Origin of the sequence: Roseburia sp. 499, from assembly GCF_001940225.2 — a bacterium.
Lineage (GTDB): Bacteria > Bacillota > Clostridia > Lachnospirales > Lachnospiraceae > Petralouisia.
Window position 1 is genome coordinate 568,562 of sequence record NZ_CP135164.1, and the last position, 19,148, is coordinate 587,709.

16 protein-coding genes are annotated in these 19,148 nt (G+C 38.8%); 11 read left to right on the top strand and 5 right to left on the bottom strand.

Going from position 1 to position 19,148, the window contains the following annotated elements:
- The first annotated feature begins 125 nt into the window (after nucleotides 1–125).
- A complete protein-coding gene (locus tag BIV20_RS02940; RefSeq protein ID WP_075717899.1) occupies nucleotides 126–3,473 on the top strand; it encodes a tetratricopeptide repeat-containing diguanylate cyclase in 3,348 nt (1,115 codons plus the stop codon).
- Between the two features lie 3 nt (nucleotides 3,474–3,476).
- Here the strand turns inward: BIV20_RS02940 and BIV20_RS02945 are convergent, their stop codons facing one another.
- Complete coding sequence (locus BIV20_RS02945; RefSeq protein WP_075717901.1) at nucleotides 3,477–4,460, bottom strand: DHH family phosphoesterase; 984 nt, start codon at nucleotides 4,458–4,460, stop codon at nucleotides 3,477–3,479.
- Between the two features lie 119 nt (nucleotides 4,461–4,579).
- Between BIV20_RS02945 and truA the strand changes: the two genes are divergently transcribed.
- The 5 genes from truA to BIV20_RS02970 are packed head-to-tail and all read left to right on the top strand — an operon-like array spanning nucleotide 4,580 to nucleotide 10,223.
- Nucleotides 4,580–5,320: a tRNA pseudouridine(38-40) synthase TruA gene (gene truA / locus BIV20_RS02950; RefSeq protein ID WP_075717903.1), complete on the top strand. Its 741-nt coding sequence runs from the start codon at nucleotides 4,580–4,582 to the stop codon at nucleotides 5,318–5,320.
- Between the two features lie 23 nt (nucleotides 5,321–5,343).
- Nucleotides 5,344–7,074, top strand: coding sequence for a single-stranded-DNA-specific exonuclease RecJ (gene recJ, locus BIV20_RS02955; RefSeq protein WP_075717905.1), 1,731 nt, complete (start codon nucleotides 5,344–5,346; stop codon nucleotides 7,072–7,074).
- 55 nt (nucleotides 7,075–7,129) lie between these two features.
- Complete coding sequence (locus tag BIV20_RS02960) at nucleotides 7,130–8,113, top strand: methyl-accepting chemotaxis protein (protein WP_075717907.1); 984 nt, start codon at nucleotides 7,130–7,132, stop codon at nucleotides 8,111–8,113.
- Between the two features lie 23 nt (nucleotides 8,114–8,136).
- On the top strand, nucleotides 8,137–9,072 hold the full coding sequence (locus BIV20_RS02965) for an alpha/beta fold hydrolase (RefSeq protein WP_075717909.1): 936 nt from the start codon (nucleotides 8,137–8,139) through the stop codon (nucleotides 9,070–9,072).
- The gene (locus BIV20_RS02970) at nucleotides 9,042–10,223 is read left to right on the top strand and encodes a DUF1002 domain-containing protein (RefSeq protein WP_143524486.1); all 1,182 of its coding nucleotides are present in this window, start codon (nucleotides 9,042–9,044) and stop codon (nucleotides 10,221–10,223) included. The genes BIV20_RS02965 and BIV20_RS02970 overlap by 31 nt, the downstream gene beginning before the upstream one ends.
- A gap of 92 nt (nucleotides 10,224–10,315) precedes the next feature.
- Here BIV20_RS02970 and queC read toward each other — a convergent pair whose 3' ends face one another.
- The 4 genes from queC to BIV20_RS02990 form a co-directional block, all read right to left on the bottom strand.
- Nucleotides 10,316–10,999, bottom strand: a complete 684-nt coding sequence (gene queC, locus BIV20_RS02975) for a 7-cyano-7-deazaguanine synthase QueC (protein ID WP_075717911.1) — start codon at nucleotides 10,997–10,999, stop codon at nucleotides 10,316–10,318.
- Complete coding sequence (queF, locus tag BIV20_RS02980) at nucleotides 10,999–11,499, bottom strand: preQ(1) synthase (RefSeq protein ID WP_075717913.1); 501 nt, start codon at nucleotides 11,497–11,499, stop codon at nucleotides 10,999–11,001. Before queF ends, queC begins: the two co-directional genes overlap by 1 nt.
- Entirely contained in the window at nucleotides 11,496–12,002 is a 507-nt protein-coding gene (locus BIV20_RS02985; protein WP_075717915.1) for a QueT transporter family protein, read from the bottom strand. The genes queF and BIV20_RS02985 overlap by 4 nt, the downstream gene beginning before the upstream one ends.
- 201 nt (nucleotides 12,003–12,203) lie before the next feature.
- Nucleotides 12,204–13,247 (bottom strand): DUF6709 family protein, encoded by a 1,044-nt coding sequence (locus tag BIV20_RS02990; RefSeq protein WP_075717917.1) that lies wholly within the window; start codon nucleotides 13,245–13,247, stop codon nucleotides 12,204–12,206.
- A 231-nt stretch (nucleotides 13,248–13,478) separates the two neighbouring features.
- Between BIV20_RS02990 and BIV20_RS02995 the strand changes: the two genes are divergently transcribed.
- The 5 genes from BIV20_RS02995 to BIV20_RS03015 all read left to right on the top strand — a co-directional run bounded on the left by BIV20_RS02995 (nucleotide 13,479) and on the right by BIV20_RS03015 (nucleotide 19,119).
- Complete coding sequence (locus tag BIV20_RS02995) at nucleotides 13,479–14,918, top strand: ISLre2 family transposase (protein ID WP_075717919.1); 1,440 nt, start codon at nucleotides 13,479–13,481, stop codon at nucleotides 14,916–14,918.
- A gap of 162 nt (nucleotides 14,919–15,080) precedes the next feature.
- Entirely contained in the window at nucleotides 15,081–15,569 is a 489-nt protein-coding gene (locus BIV20_RS03000) for a hypothetical protein (protein WP_075717921.1), read from the top strand.
- A 13-nt stretch (nucleotides 15,570–15,582) separates the two neighbouring features.
- Nucleotides 15,583–16,341 (top strand): class I SAM-dependent DNA methyltransferase, encoded by a 759-nt coding sequence (locus BIV20_RS03005; RefSeq protein WP_075717923.1) that lies wholly within the window; start codon nucleotides 15,583–15,585, stop codon nucleotides 16,339–16,341.
- On the top strand, nucleotides 16,334–17,203 hold the full coding sequence (hslO, locus tag BIV20_RS03010) for an Hsp33 family molecular chaperone HslO (protein WP_075717925.1): 870 nt from the start codon (nucleotides 16,334–16,336) through the stop codon (nucleotides 17,201–17,203). The genes BIV20_RS03005 and hslO overlap by 8 nt, the downstream gene beginning before the upstream one ends.
- Nucleotides 17,200–19,119 carry an NAD(+) synthase gene (locus BIV20_RS03015; protein WP_075717927.1) on the top strand — a complete coding sequence of 640 codons (1,920 nt, stop codon included), beginning with the start codon at nucleotides 17,200–17,202 and terminating at the stop codon, nucleotides 19,117–19,119. The genes hslO and BIV20_RS03015 overlap by 4 nt, the downstream gene beginning before the upstream one ends.
- The last annotated feature ends 29 nt before the right edge of the window (nucleotides 19,120–19,148 follow it).

The following is a 19,148-nucleotide window of genomic DNA, read 5'->3' on the forward strand; positions in this document are numbered from 1 at the left end:
CTAATTTCACAGAATCATAAAAAAACAACATAATATCATAAAAAAATAATATCGTTCTTTGATATATCAAGATATAATGTTATTAGGGGAAAAAGAAAGGTAACAAAGGAGAAGGAGGAAGCGGTGTGAGGGAGAAATATTTAAACTATGTTGATAGTTTTATACACACATTGATTTCCGGTATTGGGAGAAAAAGAAATAACTATCTTGCAATCAAACATTATAATAGATTTGATATTCTGCCAGAAGATATTGGGAAGATTCAAGAACAATATCCGGAAATTTATGTGTTTTATCACAGTTTTTATGAAAATGACATGCCAGATGCCTATGAACCATTTCTAACACTGATAAAAGAACTTTACAAACAGAATTCGAAAGGAATGACAGTAAAAGAATTTCTGGAAGAATGTGGTGTTTATAGTCAGCAGAGAGAATTGATTCAGTCCTATATGGAAACTGGAATCTGTCAGAGACAGGAAGAAGTAATCCTAAGTGAAGTGTCTTATGAACAGGAACGTATGGTGGATTCTCTAATTAAGGTAATGTTGTACTGTTCTCGTAGAAGACCGTTTTTGCTTGTACTGAATGGATTTCATCTGGCTGGAAGTTCTACGGTTACATTGATGAAACATCTTTTTGAGTATGATGAAAATGAGAACTTTTGTGCACTTTTGGCATATAATAGTCTTCATACAGTGCCGGCATATATGGCTACGGTATGGGATGAATATACAGAACTGTTAGAGGAAAATGGATGTGTCATCAATGGAGAAATGATGATGAATCAAGGTGCGGCAGAAGAGGAAGCTGCAGTATTTCATTTTGAGGCAAATCATATCTCACAGTATTTGAAGCAGCTTCACAATATGTATGAAACATTGGATTTGGAACAGGCGAAGTATTATCTTCAGATTCTTTATCGTAAGATTGAGATGGAAAATCTTTATCTGAAGGAAACAGATAAGTTCCAGGTTTTAGAGTTGTACGCAAGAGTGTCCATATTGGCAGACGATATTCCTAATGCGTTAATGGTTTGTGAGAATCTGCAAAGTGTGAAGTGGCAGCATGAGCAGCAGGAAGGCGAGTATCTGTATTATTATCTTCTTGGGATGACACAGATGTATAGTGGAAATTTAAAAGAAGCTATTTCCTGTGCGAAGAAATGTAGTGAGAGTGCCGAATCCATGAAAAATGATTTCTATGGATTTAAAGCACAACTATTAGAGGTTATGGCAAGGATGTCCGGATGGCATAATATTCTATTTTGTGCCAATGATGTGGAAATTGAGCCGGAATTTTTAGAGAAAGCCGAAGAATATAAGTATTGGAATCATTTGGCGTATACATATATATATGCCTATGATAATTCAAAAGAATTGTTCCAGGGAACTACCGGAATTGAAGAACGTCTGGTCCATTATCGGAAGGGCTTGGAGTTAGCGAAAAAAATAGATAATCAGTATCTGTTAGTAGAGGCTTATCGAAAAAATATTATGATAGCCTCAGTACATGGATTGTTTGAGATATCAGATTACTACTATTATAAGTGGAAGGACCTGGTAAAAGAAAGCGACCCATTTGCCATGGCAAATATTTACAACGGATTAGGATACAATAGTTGTGCTATGGAAAAGTATGAAAAGGCGAATGAGTGCTATAATAAGGCATTAAAATTGTTCTACGATTTGGAACGGGTAGATTATATGGGGGAAACCTTCTATAATATGGCCTTGAACTGCCTTTTAGCAGAAGATTTTGAGTCTGCTTATACATATTTAAAATTATGTCTTAAGATTGTCCAGAAAAAGAAGTTGAACGACCTTCGTGTATGCAATATTTCCAAGTTGTTCGGACTGTTGGCACTATGTAGTTTTCGGTTGAATATGATATATAATGCGAAGGTTTACTTAAAGAGTAATAAACAGTTCCTGAGTCACATTCTAGAAAAGGATCAAGAGGCAATAAAGAATAATATCGACCCTTCTTTTACGCTGTGTGATGATGATATTTTCCTGAGCTTTTATGTAGAAGGATTGATTGATACAGAGGAAGAACTGTATGAAGAAGCGTTGAAATGCTATGAAGCGGCGGATATTTATGCAGAGCGTTCGAAAGGTTTTCAGTTTTTCAGTTATATTCAGTTTCATGTTGCAAAGGCGAATCTTTATAACAAAATGGAGAAGCTGGAACAGGCACGGGAAGAATTAGAGTTAGCACTTGATTATGCCAAAAAACATAAAAACGTTCAAAAAGCAATTCAACTTCAGAATATATTAGAAGGAAAGAATAGTATTACAAATCGTTATGATTTGAAACTTCAAAAGCTTACGATAGAAGAAATTACGCAGGTAATTAAGCAGGCTGGAATTGTGCGAGATTATCAGGACATGAAAAGGCAGATGGATTTTCTTACCATCTGGCAGAAAATCATTGCCATAGATGGTAAGGAACGGGCAGAACTGGTAGAGAATGCATTGAGTGTATTTTCTATAAATGCTAATTTGGATGGAATTATTTTCATTAAGTATTATAATGGCAAACCACAGATTCTATATGAAAATACTCCAATTCCATTAAGTGACAAGATGCTTCCTATACTAGAAAAATACTTTACCAGACATAGAAGTGGATTTGTTACTTCTAAGTTGCAGGCAAATTACAATGAGTATCACCGTGTAATCTCTTTGTTTGGCGCAAGTAAGGTATGTTCTATGCTTTGTACGCCGTTTTATGTAAATGAAAAGTTGGACAGTATTTTTGTTACCTACATATTGATGAAAGATAACTGGAGTTCACCAATCAACCGATATATGTTGGATGAAAGTGATTATAATATGTATACACTGGTGTTCCAACAACTTTTGGATGCGTTAGCAAAGTTGGAGAATAATAAAAAGATTCAGAAGATAAATGCAAAATTGGAACATTCGGCAATAACCGATTTCCTAACGGGATTGTACAATAGGGATGGATTTTTCCAAAACATAGAGAATATGTTGGACATTTGTTTAAAAGAAAAGCATGGTTTGGATATGGCATTGATTTATCTGGATTTGGATAACTTCAAGTATTATAATGATACCTTTGGACATGATGTAGGAGATATGGTCTTAAAAGAAATTGCAGCCATCTTGAAGAAGGTATCTAGGAGTAATGGATTTGCTACCAGATTTGGTGGTGATGAATTCTTGGTTGTTCTTTTGAGTGCGGAACGTGAAAGTACAGAGAGAATCGTAAAACAGATTAGGAAAAAGATTCAGGAAGCACAGAGTTTTATCCCAATGATTGAAGAGTTTTTGGGAGAAAAGGTAGAAGTACCGGAAAACAAAAAAGTTTCCTGCTCCATGGGAATTGTATTGCGTGAGAATATTCAAAAGAAGCAGGAATTTGGTGAAATTATAAAAGAAGCAGATCAGGCTTTATATACAATAAAGCGAACTACGAAAAACGATTATCGTTTTGCAGATTAAAAATTATTGTGGCGTGTTTTTCATCATCTCCGCAATGGCATTCATAAATAAAGTGTGGATGCTGTTGTGGAGATTTTCACCAAGAAGATGAAAATGATCTTTTGGAATGATTCCACCGGCCATAGAAGGATGACCACCGCCACTTCCCAGCCCATTTAAGGTATGAGCAATCAGATTACCTGCATGAATACGATTTTCTTCACTTCTAATGGAAAAACGGATTCCATCTGTCTGCATTGCATATACAATTGCAATATCTACAACATCCAAAGATAGAATAAAATCAGAAATAATGGCAATTAATGCCTGTGCACAGTTAAATGGAATATACGCAAATCCGGTGCGGTCATAGATGCGGATGTTCTGAATAGCAGCACCATAAGCACGAAGGTCATTAAATTCCATAGTATTAGAGTACATATGAGTGACCAGATTCCAGTCTGCCAGTGGGAATAAAAAAGAGAGCATGTCCGTATCCAAACGGGTAGTGCCACGGGTAAAGTCTGCTGTGTCCATTTTGATACCATAGGCAAGAGCTGCTGCGCACGCTGGTGACATAGGAGTTTTCGTGTCATAGTAATAAGAGGCTATAATGGAGGCACAGGCACCAACAAGACGAATGTCACTGTATTCATAATTATATGGGAAAAAAGTAGGGTGATGATCGATACATGCTATTTCCTCACCAATAAAGTCAGTTACATTGCTGTTTTTTTTCTGGGAATCTACCAGTATGATAAAATCGGATTCTTTCATATGAGAAAGTTCTGTTTTGGAGAACATAGTGATGCCAAACGTATCTAACATTTTTTTAGAACTTAGGCGATCGATTCGTCCATCATAGCATAAAGAAGATTCAATACCATAATAGTTTAAGAACTGCTGCAGACCGAATGCACTGGAAATAGCATCCGGGTCCGGAAAGTTATGTGTCTGAATAAAAACAGTATGATTTTTTAAAATAGAAACCAATGCTAATGGATCCATAAAAAGCCCCTTTCCCTACCCAATATAGTTGTTTATATCTTAGCATAATTCCTTGAAAAAGTCATTACATTTTGCTATGATGCAAGTGCGGTAAATCATAATAGAAAAGGAAGTATAATGTGAACAAAAATTATAAATTAACCATACAATATGACGGAACCCGTTATAAGGGTTGGCAAAGCCAGAAGAGTACGGATATTACCATTCAAGGGAAGTTGAACGCTGTTTTTTCTCAAATGGAGGGAAAAGAGGTAGAATTACAGGGATCAGGCAGAACAGATGCGGGAGTGCATGCCGTAGGGCAGGTTGCAAGTGTGCATTTAGCAGTTGATATGACGATTCCACAGATGTTGGCGTATGTAAATCACTATCTACCGGAAGATATTGGAGTGGTGGAAATGGAGGAAGTGCCGGAGCGGTTTCATGCGCGACTTTCTGCAAAACAAAAGACATATATGTATCGAATTTTTAATAGCAATATGCCAAATGTATTTGAACGAAAATGGATGTATACGATAGAAGAACCTTTGGATTTGGCAGCCATGAAGAGGGCAGCAGCTTGTTTAGAGGGAACTCATGATTTTGCGGCGTTTTGTACAAATCATAGTAAAAAGAAGTCTACAGTGCGTACCATTTACAAGATTGATATTTTACAAAAAGGGCAGGAAGTGGATGTCTGTATAACCGGAAATGGATTTCTTCATAACATGGTGCGAATTATAGTAGGCACTCTGGTGGAAGCAGGAATGAAGAAACGAAAGCCAGAAGAGATAGGAGAAATTTTATCAAATAAAAAGAGAGAAAATGCAGGGATTACAATGCCGGCAAAGGGATTGACTTTGCAGAGCGTAGAGTATTAGAAGAATAGGAAAAATGAATAGAAATGGAAAAATGGTATGTAGCTGCCAAAAGGGCAGATTTTAAAGAAATTGCAGGGCGGTTCGGTATTGACCAGGTAACAGCAAGAATTATACGAAACCGAGATATTGTAGAAGAAAGTGAAATAGAGAAATATTTGAATGGAACAGTTGCGGACTTGTATTCGCCGGAAAAAATGAAGGATATGCAAAAGGCCGTTTCCATTTTGAAAGAGAAAATAGCAGAAAAGAAGAAAATCAGGATTATTGGAGATTACGATATTGACGGTGTACAGTCCGTTTATATTTTGTATTCTGCACTAAAAAAGTTAGGCGGAAGCGTAGATTATGCCATACCGGATCGAATTGCAGATGGATACGGTGTAAATAACCGATTGATAGAGAAGGCAAAAGAGGATGGTGTAGATACAATATTGACTTGTGATAATGGAATAGCAGCAACGGAAGCGTTGGCATTAGCAAAACAGTTTGGTATGACCGTTATTATTACAGATCATCATGAGGTGCCCTATGAAGAAAATGAAATGGGAGAAAAAAGATATTTTTTGCCGGAGGCAGATGCGATTGTAAATCCCAAGCAGGAGGATTGCCCTTATCCAAATAAATGTCTGTGTGGAGCAGCTGTAGCTTTTAAACTGGTTCAAGTGTTATACCAGGCAGAGGGGCAAAAAGAATCTGAAGCTATGGAGTTTCTGGAAAATGCGGCATTTGCAACGGTAGGAGATGTGATGGATTTATCGGGAGAGAACCGTATTATTGTCAAAGAGGGATTAAAGAGATTGAATCAGACCTCCAATTATGGAATGCGGGCATTAACAGCAAAAAATAATATCGAACCAGGTACGATTAAGTCCTACCATATAGGGTTTGTGTTAGGTCCTTGTCTGAATGCCAGTGGGCGTTTGGATACGGCAAAGAGGGCATTGGAACTTCTATTAGCTTCCAACGAAGCGGAAGCAGCAAGTTGTGCGGCGGATTTATATGACTTGAATGCAAGTAGAAAGGAATTGACAGAGGCAGGAGTAGAACAGGCGAAAGAGCAGGTGGAACAGTCTGACATAAAAAAGGATAAAGTGCTGGTTATTTATCTGCCGGAGTGTCATGAAAGTTTGGCAGGAATTATTGCAGGCAGAATTCGGGAACAGTATAACCGTCCCGTATTTGTGCTGACAAAAGGGGAAGAAGGAGTGAAGGGCTCCGGGCGCTCCATTGAAAGTTATTCTATGTATGATGAAATGGTAAAGTGCAGCAACTTGTTCACAAAATTCGGGGGGCATCCTATGGCAGCAGGGCTTTCTATGCCAGAGGAAAATGTGGAGGTTTTTCGGCGCCAGATAAATGAAAAGGCTTCACTTACAGAAGAAGATTTGTTGCCTAAGATTATGATAGATGTACCTATGCCATTGGATTACATATCGAAGGAATTGATTGAAGAATTGAAAATACTAGAGCCTTTTGGAAAAGCAAATGAAAAGCCGGTGTTTGCAGACAAAAATATACGGATATTGTCTATGCGGATATTTGGGAAAAATCAAAATGTATGCAAGATGAGGGTCGAAAGCCAGGGAGGAACAAAAATAGATGCTGTATATTTTGGTGATGCAGAGAAAATGATTTCCTACTACAGAGAAAAATGTGGGGAACAGGAGATGAGAGCGTCTTTTGTATATTATCCGGAAGTTAATGAGTATAATGGTAGGGAAAGTTTACAAATAATCGTGAAGAATTATTGCTGATTTCAGGAAAATGGTGTTATACTTACATAGGAAGATTGTAGAAAGGGGCAGGCAAATGTTTGGTGGACGAAAGAAACAGGATGAGACAAGAGAATTAGAAAAAGAACTGTTATCCAGACAGGTGATGTTGGATCGCTATTCTCAAGTGTTTGCAGAGATTACAGCAAAACAGCGGGATACAGATGAAAGGCTGGACACTTTAAAAAATAGTCAGGAGAAGATGGATCAGCAGTTGACAAGAGTAATAGATGCGGTAAATTGTGCGTCAGATCATACAGAGGAGCAACGACAGAAAAATAGCAGGATTCAGGAAGAAGTACGTAGAATTTCAAGTGGCTTGGAACAGTCTGAAACTTGTTATTGGAAGATTGTGGAAGAATTGAAGCAGCAGAAGGAGAATATGCTGGAAACGGTAGAACAGAATAAGCACTTTACAGCCCCGGCAGAGTTCTTAAGTAAAGTTCCTACAGAACTGCAGGAAGAATTAAAAGGCATTACGGCTCGTATAGAGGAATTGGATGATATGGGTAGGCAGATGGGAGTTCTTTCCTTGAATGCAGCCATTGAAGCAGGACGTATGGGAGAAAGCGGGAAAGAATTTGTGGCAGCGGCAGAAGAGGTACGGGAACTGGCAGGGCAATATCAGCAGATGACAGCTTCTTTTCAGGAGGCAATCGTAAAAATAAATGAAAAGTTAGAGGAAACTCAAAACCAGGTAGTACATTTAAATGGCTTGTTAAAGGATAATAATGTACGCATGGGAAAGACTACAAAAGAATTTGCAGATAGTATATATCGGATGGAACATTCAGACATACAGAATTTTAGTCCGGAAGTAAAACAACTAGAAGAGGAGATTACAGGTACTGCAGCAAAAGAAGAGGAGTTGGTAAGACAGTATGCATTAGCAACTGACGCCATGGAACAGGCAGGCGAAAGCTTTATGAAACAGCAGGATGCTTTGGAACGGCTAAAGGATGGACAGGAGGAAATCAGAGAGCAGATTAAGGCTGCTAAGTTGGAAATGGCAGAAAAATAAGGTGAGAAAGGATAGGCGAGGCGATGAAAAAGAGTACATTTGAATTTTTATCTGCAGACAGGGGAACCAAAATTCATGCTGTAAAATGGGAACCGGATACAGGGAAGATGAAAGGTATTCTCCAGATTACTCATGGAATGGTGGAATATGTAGAACGCTATGATGCCTTTGCAGAATATATGACCCAAAAGGAGTTTATGGTAGTAGGACATGACCATCTGGGACATGGTGCTTCTGTTGCATCACACGAATATTGGGGATATTTTGCACCGAAGAATGGAAGTGATATTCTAATAGAGGATATGAATACACTGCGTACTATGATCCAGAAGGAATATCCGGATATTCCCTATTTTATGTTGGGACACAGTATGGGGTCATTTCTTCTGAGAAAGTACCTTTCAAAATACGGACAGAATCTTTGGGGAGCCATTATTATGGGAACAGGAAGCCAGCCGGATAAGGCGGTACAGTTTGGAAAAGGGGTGTGCAAGTTTCTGGCATTTTTCCGAGGATGGAATCATCGAAGCAAACTGGTAAACAATCTGGCGTTTTCAGGGAATAATAAGCGATTTGAAGCGGAAGGAACTAACGCATGGCTTACAAAGGATAAGGATATGGTAAAGACTTATAACAGCGAAGCAAGATGTACCTTTATCTTTACCTTGAATGGTTTTTATAACCTTTTCGATACCATTCATTACATAAATCAACCGGAAAACATTGATGCAATTCCCAAAGAACTGCCTTTATTTTTTGTGGCAGGAGAAGATGATCCGGTTGGAAATTATGGCGCAGGAGTCAAAGAAGCTTATGAGACATATGAAAAGGCGGGGATAGAGGATATTACATGGAAGCTTTATCCTACCGATCGTCATGAGATTTTAAATGAACTTGACAGAGAAAAAGTATATGAAGACATCTATGCATGGATGAAGGTGCATATAGAATTAGCATAAAGACAGAAAGTGAGGACAACATGAAAAATCATATCAAACAGTGGATAAGTTTATGTCTGGCAGGAGTGATGATATTTACATCTTCAATAAGTGTACAGGCAACAGAGACAGCAGAGACACAGGAAAATACAGAGACACAGGGAGAACCTGCAAATCAGGAAGAAGCAGAAACAGAGCAAGCTGTACAGGAGCAAGCAGAAACTCAAGAAGAAGCAAAGGATGTTCAGACAGACACTTCAACGAATAACGAAACAACGACGGAACAGCCAACAGATACCAAGGAAGAGGAAACAAATGCGGGTAACAGTGTAGATACCGGAGCATTAGAACAGCAGGGTGAGGTAACGGAGCCTATTACAAAAGAGGATAAACCATATCTTGCATTGGGCGCTAATTTGACTGCACAGCAACAGGCAACTGTTTTAGAACTTCTTGGAATCAATCCGGCAGAACTTGATGAATATGACGTAATTTATGTAACCAATGAGGAAGAACATAAGTATCTGGGAGAATACGTTTCTTCAGATAAAATTGGAACCAAGTCGTTGTCTTCTGTTCTTGTAGTAAAAAGAGAAGAAGGACATGGAATCAATATTACCACAAAGAATATTTCTTACTGTACCATTGGTATGTATAAAAATGCGTTAATAACTGCAGGTATCACAGATGCAGACATTATCGTTGCAGGTCCGACACCAATTTCCGGTACAGCAGCATTGGTAGGGGCACTGAAGGCTTATTCTGTTATGACCGGCGAAGAAGTATCCGAGGAAAGCATGGATGCGGCATTGAACGAATTAGTGTTGACCGGTGATATTGCACAGATTGTAGGGGACTCTGAAAAGGCAGAAGAGTTGTTAGCATATTTGAAGCAAGTTATCATTGAAAAGGGTCTGGATTCTGAAAAAGAGATTCAAGAGGCAATAGAGGACGCGTGTGAGGAGTTTGATATTACTCTGTCACAGGATGAAATTGATCAATTGATTTCTTTGTTGATGAAGATTAAAGATTTGGATTTGGATTTAGATACGATTATGAGCCAGGCACAATCCTTATATGATAAGTTAGAATCTATGGATGCCGGAGGATTTCTTGATAGAGTAATTGAATTCTTCCAGTCTATTATAGATTTCTTTAAGAATTTGTTTTAGCGTTTGAGACGATTGAAATGGTAAGGAAAACCCTCTTATTTATTAGTTTAAAAGCTGATAAATAAGAGGGTCTTTCATTGATAAAAATCTACTTATAGAACAGCAGGGTCTTTTACACCATTTAGTTCAAAGGCACGGCGACGATCAATACAGGTACCGCAGGTACCACAAGGCTGTTCTTCACCGGCATAACAGCTCCAAGTTAATTCGTAAGGGACATGCAGACGCAGACCTTCTTTGACAATCTGGGCTTTGTTTTTGCCAATAAAGGGAGCAACTAATTGAATTTGCTTTCCGGAACCTTCAAATACAGCTTTGTTCATAGCTGTAAAGAAGTCTTCGCTACAGTCAGGATAGGCGTTTCCGGCAGCGTCATCTCTGTGAGCTCCGTAATAAATATAAGAGCAATGTTTTGACAGACCAATGCTTGCAGCTGCTGAAAGAAACAAACCATTTCGAAACGGCACATAGGTAGATACCGGTTTTCCGTCAGAAACCTTCAGTTGTTCCTCATAGGATTCATGTGGAATATCTGTGTTTGAATGAGTAAGCAGGGAACAATTGCTAAAGTTAAACATAGCTGACAAGTCAAGCTCCATACCAGTGATACCATAATAAGAAAGAATTTTCTTGGCAGCTTCAATTTCCTTTTGGTGCTTTTGACCGTAGAAGATGCTTAAGGCTTCTACGTTTTCTTGCCCAAATCGTTCTATGGCTAGTGCAAGACAAGTGGTACTGTCAACGCCGCCGCTGAATAATATTAATGCTTTTTCCATTATCTGTTATCCACCTTTTCCGGGTACATATCATGTTCACACAGACGTCTAAATGCCACATCTTCCCATTTTGTATTTCTTTTTCCATAATTACAGTAGGGGTCAATGGAAATACCGCCTCTTGGAGTGAATTTCCCCCAAACTTCTATGTATTTTGGTTCCATCAGTTTGATTAAATCTTTCATAATAATATTTACACAGTCTTCGTGAAAATCGCCGTGATTACGGAAACTGAATAAATAAAGCTTTAAGGACTTGCTTTCCACCATTTTTTTGTCCGGAATATAGGAAATATAGATGGTGGCAAAGTCAGGTTGTCCGGTAATCGGGCAAAGACTGGTAAATTCGGGACAGTTAAACTTTACAAAATAGTCATTGTCCGGATGTTTGTTGGGAAACCATTCTAACAGTTCCGGTGCATAATCGTCCGGATATTTTACCTTTTGATTTCCAAGCATAGTGACGGTTTCAAGTTCTTCTTTGTTTCTTCCGGTACTCATAAAATATCTCCTTGTTGTGTTAATTTTAAAAATTGTTTTTCAAATAATAAAACGATTGCAGTTCCACAGATTGCAGGTACAATCTGACCGATGCAAAGGCTTACTGCAAGTGCTGGATAGGGGAGATGCAGCAAGTAAGAAAGCCAGATGGGTACGCAAAGTCCCGGGATGAATGTGATTGGTAATACGATGAAAAGTTTGGGTAAATGGAAATTGCGTATTAGTACAATAATACCGGATGTTACAATTCCTACCAGACAGCCGCCAATCATATCGGGAAGTCCCAGACCGCCAAAAAGTGTATTTGCTATAAAGTTTGCAAGACCAAGGGGTAAAACTAAGAACGGACAAAAATAAGATAGTGCATACATAGATGTTGCAATTCTAATCTGGTATGCGCCAAAAGAAAAACTTTGTGTAAAGTAAAGTGTTACAATATAAAGGGCCATAACCATGGCCGATATCGTAAGCTTTTGTGTTTTGGAAAACTCTCTTTTATTCATAATGTCCACCTCCAATGTTTCACAACGATACAATTAATCATAGTTACAGTAATTGTCGTCCCTAGTTTTGATTTGGGGCATGTGTAAAAAACGCATGACCCGGACAGGATGGTTTCGAACTGTCCACATTAAAAGGTTTGCTACTGCATTATAAAATATTCGCCCTGTAAAAGCAAGAGAAACTTTTACAGGGCGAGAAGATTAAATTCTTCTTTTTAAAAAAGCAATCAGCTTATCAAATTGTAATCCATGGTTTTGCATTTCTTGAACTTTTAAACGGTTTTCTTCATTGAATCCAACTAGAATATTGTGATTTGCTTCTGCAAGGTAATCCATAATACCATCAATATCAGATTTCATGTTTTTCGGACACTGAATATACAGGTATTTGTTTGCCGTGATATGCAGTGTATAGGAAATGCTGAAGTGATACCAAAGGAATTTGTGCAATGTGGAGTGCTTGTATATCCATATCATTTCCTGAATTGGAACAATGGCAGTTCCATAATTAGCAAGTTCAATAAAATAATGCTCTGTAATAAACATATCTTCAGTAGCCAACTGTGGTAAGGTAGCCAATTCTTCTTCTGCTTGTGCCAATAGGACAGAAGGCTTGCCGAAGCGTGAAAGCTGACGGCATGGTGGAGAAAGAACCGGGAAAAAGATATAAAGCGTATCTAAAACCAGTCGAATCAGAGCATAAAGTCCTGTTAAAAAATAAACAACCATAAGTGTAGTACTTGGAATGGACTTAAAGGCTGGTTCGCTGATAATGTAAGGGCTGATTTTGCTGGAAATACCCTTAGAAGTCCAGTTCAAATCGTCTGCCAGAGAATCTAACAGAGTGTGAAAGGCTTTGTTTCCGGAAAGAACTCGTCCACGTATGTGAGCAGCTTCTATCTTGGGAAGTCCTTCTTCACAGGTTTTTGGAGATAACAGAACAATGACACATTTATCATCCCACATGGTGTAATAGTAATAGCCTGTTTTCTGTCCAAGAAGGGTGTTTGTATATCCGGTAAAATATAAATCCTTCAAATTAGTCTGAACATAAGAATCTTTTTGTCTCTGATGTTTACTTAAGTCGGAAACACTGGTGATTTTCTGTGGGAACAAAAGATGGTGTAAAGGTAAAATAATCCACAAAATCAACAGAATTACCAGATAAATAATAGGAGACAACAGTCTTCTTTTATATACGTTTTTAATATGTTTTGATATATAGTGGTCGTAATTTTCAGTCATAGAAACTCCTATATTTTAATGATAACCATAGTATACGGTTTTTGATGAAAATAATCAAGGGAGTTTGGGAAATGTAACAGAATGTTAGTGTATAATTTTTATTGGCAAGAAAATCGGGTGAAATAGTTATGTAAACCTAAAAAGGAAGCAGAGATAAAAATCCCTACTTCCCAATCATACAGTTTTTCTTTATGATGTTAATTGTCGAGAAAAACACGTAAAGGAGACTGTATGATGAAATCTATTGTAGAGGAAAAATCAGTAACATTCAAGGAGTTAGAGAAGAAAATTTTTGCATATGTCTGTGATGTTGCAGTAGAGATGACCCAGATTATACTGGAGGATTATGACAGAGAGCTTCATGACAGCCGTGACACAAAGAAATACAGAGATAAAGGCTGTCGTACCACTACCATAAAAACAGTATATGGAAATGTAACATATGACCGTCATGTTTACCAGACGGAGGACGAAGAAGGTCACAAGGCATATGTGTATCTTTTGGATGAAGCAGTGAAAATGGATAAGATAGGTCTGATATCTACTAATTTAGCAGAAAAGATAGCGTCCTGTGTGACAGAAAATCCATACCGTGTAACGGCAGATATCATATCCAGTACAAGTGGTCAGACAATCAGTCACGGAGGAGCATGGAAACTGGTACAAAAGCTTGGAGAACGCGTCAGCGAGGAGGAAAAACTACAGGTAAAAAAGATGAATGCAGATGAAGCAGAAGGAACCCGTGAGATCAAAGTACTTTTTGAGGAAATGGACGGTGTATGGCTGCGTCTGCAGGGAAAAGACCATAAATCAATCGCAAAGCAGGAAATGAAAGTGGCAACGATTTATGAAGGATGGGAAAAAGAAGATAAATCCGGAAGCCGTCTGTGTGGAAAGAAAGTCATTGCGGGAATGGAAAAAAGCAATGAATTTCACGAAAAACGTGAGGCACAGATCAGGAGCATCTATCGTGCAGACGAAATAGAATACCGTATACTGAACGGAGACGGAGGAAGTTGGATCAAAGACCCATATGAACCAGAGACGGTGTTTCAGCTGGACCGCTTCCACATCCGCCAGGAAATAAAGAGGAAACTGAATTGGGACAAAGAAGCTGCCAGAGAAGTGGAAAAATTATTTGAAGAAGAAAAGATGGATGAGATGCTGGAATATATCCGTATATATGCAGACAGTGTGGATACAGGAGATGAGAAAGACAGCCGTGCAAAAAAAGCGAGGGAACTGTATCAGTATCTGAACAACAACAAAGAGGGGTTGATTCCATACCAGAAACGGAATATCAAGCTTCCGGAACCGCCGGAAGGAATGAGGTACGGAAATATGGGAGTACAGGAGAACCAGAACTGTACAGTGATTACAATACGGATGAAAGGTAACAGGAAACGCTGGTCAGTGAATGGAGCGAATAACATGGCGAAACTGCTTTACCGGAAAGAAAACAAAGAATTAGTAGAAACAGTAAACAGATATGCAGAAACACTGATTTTTAACATCAGAATGTCAGAAATCATCACAACGTTGAGTGCAGCAAAAGCACCGAAGAAAGATGGAAAAGGGAATTCGTATGTGGATGTGATAAATATGCATGTACCGCTTCGTGATACAATACAGACAGCTTCAAGAAGAGTTTTTGCAAAAGCACTTTTATAAAAAAACTAAAGAATTAACATTTAGAAAAATTGAATGGAAAGTTGCCAATAAAATGTTGACACAAACTAACAGAATCGTAAACTTGATTTTTTAGGATAAACTTGTTAGTATTAGTTACATAGCGCATATAGGTGACGGACAGAAGAAATGGAGGAAGAGTTTATGAAAGCGAAACGGAAGATAAGTAAGGGGACTGTGATTATTGCGATTACAATTCTTTTGCTCGCAGTAGGAATTGGTTTTATTGTATACAGTTTTATGGAGATGCGAAGATATCAGGAATTTACACTGGTAATGTCATATGATATGGAATCACCGGAGGTTACCAATCGAGTAGAATATGAAGGGAAAAGTATTTCTGTGACAGCACAGAACTTAAAGAGTGTGGAATATTATCTGACGAATGATGAGCATAAGAGTCATGTGACTGGTGTGAAGAAGGGAGAATGTATCAAAATCCAATTTATTCGCGGAAATGGAGCAATTTCCAATGTAAAGATATATGAAACAAATCGTGATTATCTTTACTTGGAATATAGCAGTGAACAGGGTGAATGGAATTATTATATCGGTGGTGATAACTTTGAAAATATAAAAAAGGCCGTCAGCCCGGAAGGGAAACAGGAACCAAATACAGTGTTAAAGCATTAAGGTAGGAGTAAGAATGGAAGCATATACGGGTTTTGCAGAAGTGTATGATATGTTTATGGATAACGTTCCCTATGAGGAATGGAATACATATCTGACAGGATTGTTAAAAGAATATGGAATTGAGGACGGATTAGTACTGGAGTTAGGTTGCGGTACAGGTAAGATGACCCGTTTGTTGGCAAAGTCCGGATATGATATGATTGGTGTGGATAATTCGGAAGAAATGCTTCGGATTGCCATGGAGGCTGGAGAAGAAGACGAGGGAATCCTTTATTTGCTTCAGGACATGCGGGAATTTGAATTGTACGGGACTGTAAGAGCAGTAGTCAGTATATGCGATTCCATGAATTATATTTTAGAGGAAGAAGACTTATTGGAAGTATTTCGACTGGTAAATAATTATCTTGACCCGGGCGGTATATTTATTTTTGATATGAATACTATATACAAGTATAGGGAATTGCTGGGTGAGACTACGATTTGTGAGAATCGGGAAGAGGGAAGTTTTATCTGGGATAACTATTATGATGAAGAAGAGCAGATAAATCAATATGATTTAACTCTTTTTATAAAAGAAGAAAAAGAACTGTACCGAAAGTACGAAGAAACCCATTTTCAGCGAGCATATGAAGTGGAAACCGTACAAAGGCTGTTAGAGGAGGCTGGCATGGAGTTTGTAGCAGCATATGATGCATTTACCCATGACGGTATTCGGGAAGACAGTGAGCGTATTTATATGATAGCAAGAGAGAAAGGAAAAAAGCATGAGTGATTATATTGTAAGAGCAACCGCAGCAGAGAATCAGATTAGAGCCTTTGCCATTACATCAAAGGAGTTAGTGGAACAATCCAGAATTTATCACAATACAAGCCCGATTATAACGGCGGCTTTAGGAAGACTGTTGACAGGAGGCGCCATGATGGGAGCCATGATGAAGGGAGAGAAGGATGTACTGACCCTTCAGATTAAGTGTAGTGGTCCGGCAAAGGGATTGACTGTAACAGCGGATTCCAAAGGAAATGTAAAAGGCTATCCACAGGTGCCGGATGTGATGTTGCCACCAAATGCCAAGGGAAAATTGGATGTAGGCGGAGCGATTGATTTAGGTGTCTTAAGTGTTATCAAAGATATGGGATTGAAAGAACCTTATGTAGGACAGGTGCAGTTACAGACCGGGGAAATCGGAGATGATTTGACCTACTATTTTGCAACTTCCGAACAGGTACCATCTGCGGTAGGACTAGGTGTTTTAATGAATAAGGATAATACAGTAAAACAGGCAGGTGGATTTATTATCCAGTTAATGCCTTTTACCGATGATGAAATTATTGACAGATTAGAGAAAAAGGTGGCAGAAGTAACTTCTGTAACAGATTTGCTGGAACAGGGAGCGACACCGGAAAGTCTGTTGGAACAGATTTTGGGAGAATTTGGTCTGGAAATTAACGAGACTATGCCGGTACAGTATCATTGTGATTGTTCTAAGGAACGTGTTACCAGAGCGATTGCAAGTATTGGAAGAAAAGATATTCAGGAAATGATTGATGATAATGAACCAATTGAGGTAAACTGTCAATTCTGTGATAAGCACTATGTATTTACCACGGAAGATTTAAAGGAGATTATAAAGTGAGAGACGGGTATATAAAAGTAGCGGCCGTTACGCCTAAGGTTCGAGTGGCAGACCCTGCATATAATGGACAAGTGATTTTTGAAAAAATAAGAGAAGCAGAAGAAAAAAGAGCGGTAGTTGTAGTATTTCCAGAACTTTGCATTACCGGTTATAGCTGTGGAGACTTGTTTTTACAGGAAACTCTTTTGAAAAGTGCAAAAGAAGAGCTTTTAAAGATTGCAGCAGACACCAATGGAAAGAATATGCTGGTATTTGTTGGACTTCCAATATCCTGGAATGGGAATCTTTATAATGTGGCGGCAGCCTTATGTCAGGGAAGAATTTTGGGATTGGTGCCAAAGACGCATATTCCGAATTACAATGAGTTTTATGAAGCACGCCATTTTGCAAAGGGGATGGAAGAACCGGTAGAGGTACGTCTTACAGAGGAGATTACGGTACCTATGGGAAGTCATCTTCTGTTTTCACCGGAATCCATGCCGGAATTAAAGGTAGGAGCAGAAATTTGTGAGGATGTATGGGTGGCGAATCCACCAAGTATTTCTCATGCGTTGGCAGGAGCAAATTTAATCGTGAATTTGTCAGCAAGTGATGAAATCACAGGAAAAGATATTTATCGGGAAAGTCTGATTACCGGGCAGTCTGCAAGGCTGTTGTGTGGTTATGTGTATGCCAGTGCAGGCGAAGGAGAATCTACGCAGGATGTGGTGTATTCCGCACACAATATGATTGCAGAAAACGGAAGCCTTCTGGCATCTGCAAAGCGGTTCTGTAATGAATCGGTGTATTCTGAAATTGATATCCAAAAGATTAACGCAGAGCGAAGAAGAATGTCTACTTTTGAAGGAAACCCCGGAACTTACCGAGAAGTTATATTTCCGTTAAAATTGGAAGAGACGACTTTAACACGATTTGTTGACCCGGCACCTTTCGTACCCGGCAGATTAGAAGAAAGACAAAAGCGTTGTGAAGAGATTTTGATGCTTCAGTCCATGGGACTGAAAAAACGTCTGGAACACACCGGATGCAAATGCGCTGTTATTGGAATTTCCGGAGGTCTGGATTCTACGTTGGCTTTATTGGTGACCGTAAAGGCATTTGATATGGCAGGAATCGACCGTAAGGGGATTAAGGCAGTGACGATGCCGGGATTCGGAACGACAGACCGTACTTATGATAATGCAGTAAATCTAATTAAGTGCCTGAATGCAGATTTTCTGGAAGTGGATATTAAAGATGCGGTAAGGGTTCATTTCAGAGACATTGGACAAGAGGAAAGCTGTCATGATGTGACCTATGAAAATGGTCAGGCAAGAGAACGTACTCAGATTCTTATGGACATTGCAAATAAAGAGAATGGTATGGTAATTGGAACCGGCGATATGTCGGAACTGGCATTAGGTTGGGCAACTTATAATGGAGATCATATGTCCATGTATGGGGTAAATGTTTCTGTACCAAAGACATTGGTGCGGCATCTGGTGCAGTATTATGCAGATACCTGTCAGGAAGAAAAGTTAGAGGAAATCTTGTTAGATGTATTGGATACACCGGTAAGTCCTGAATTACTTCCACCGGAAGAAGGAAAAATTTCACAGAAGACAGAGGATATTGTGGGGCCTTATGAGCTTCATGACTTTTTCCTGTATCATATGTTGCGTTCCGGTTTTGGACCAAAGAAAATATATCGTCTTGCATTGAAGGCATTTGAAGGAACTTACGAAAAGGATGTTATTTTAAAATGGTTGAAAATCTTTGTAAGACGCTTCTTTTCTCAGCAATTCAAGCGTTCCTGCTTACCGGATGGTCCAAAGGTCGGTACGGTAGCAGTATCTCCAAGAGGAGATTTGCGTATGCCAAGTGATGCCAGCGGAAATGTCTGGTTGGCACAGTTAGCAGAATTAGAGAATTTATAAAGATTTTATAAATTCTTTCCTGTTTGTTA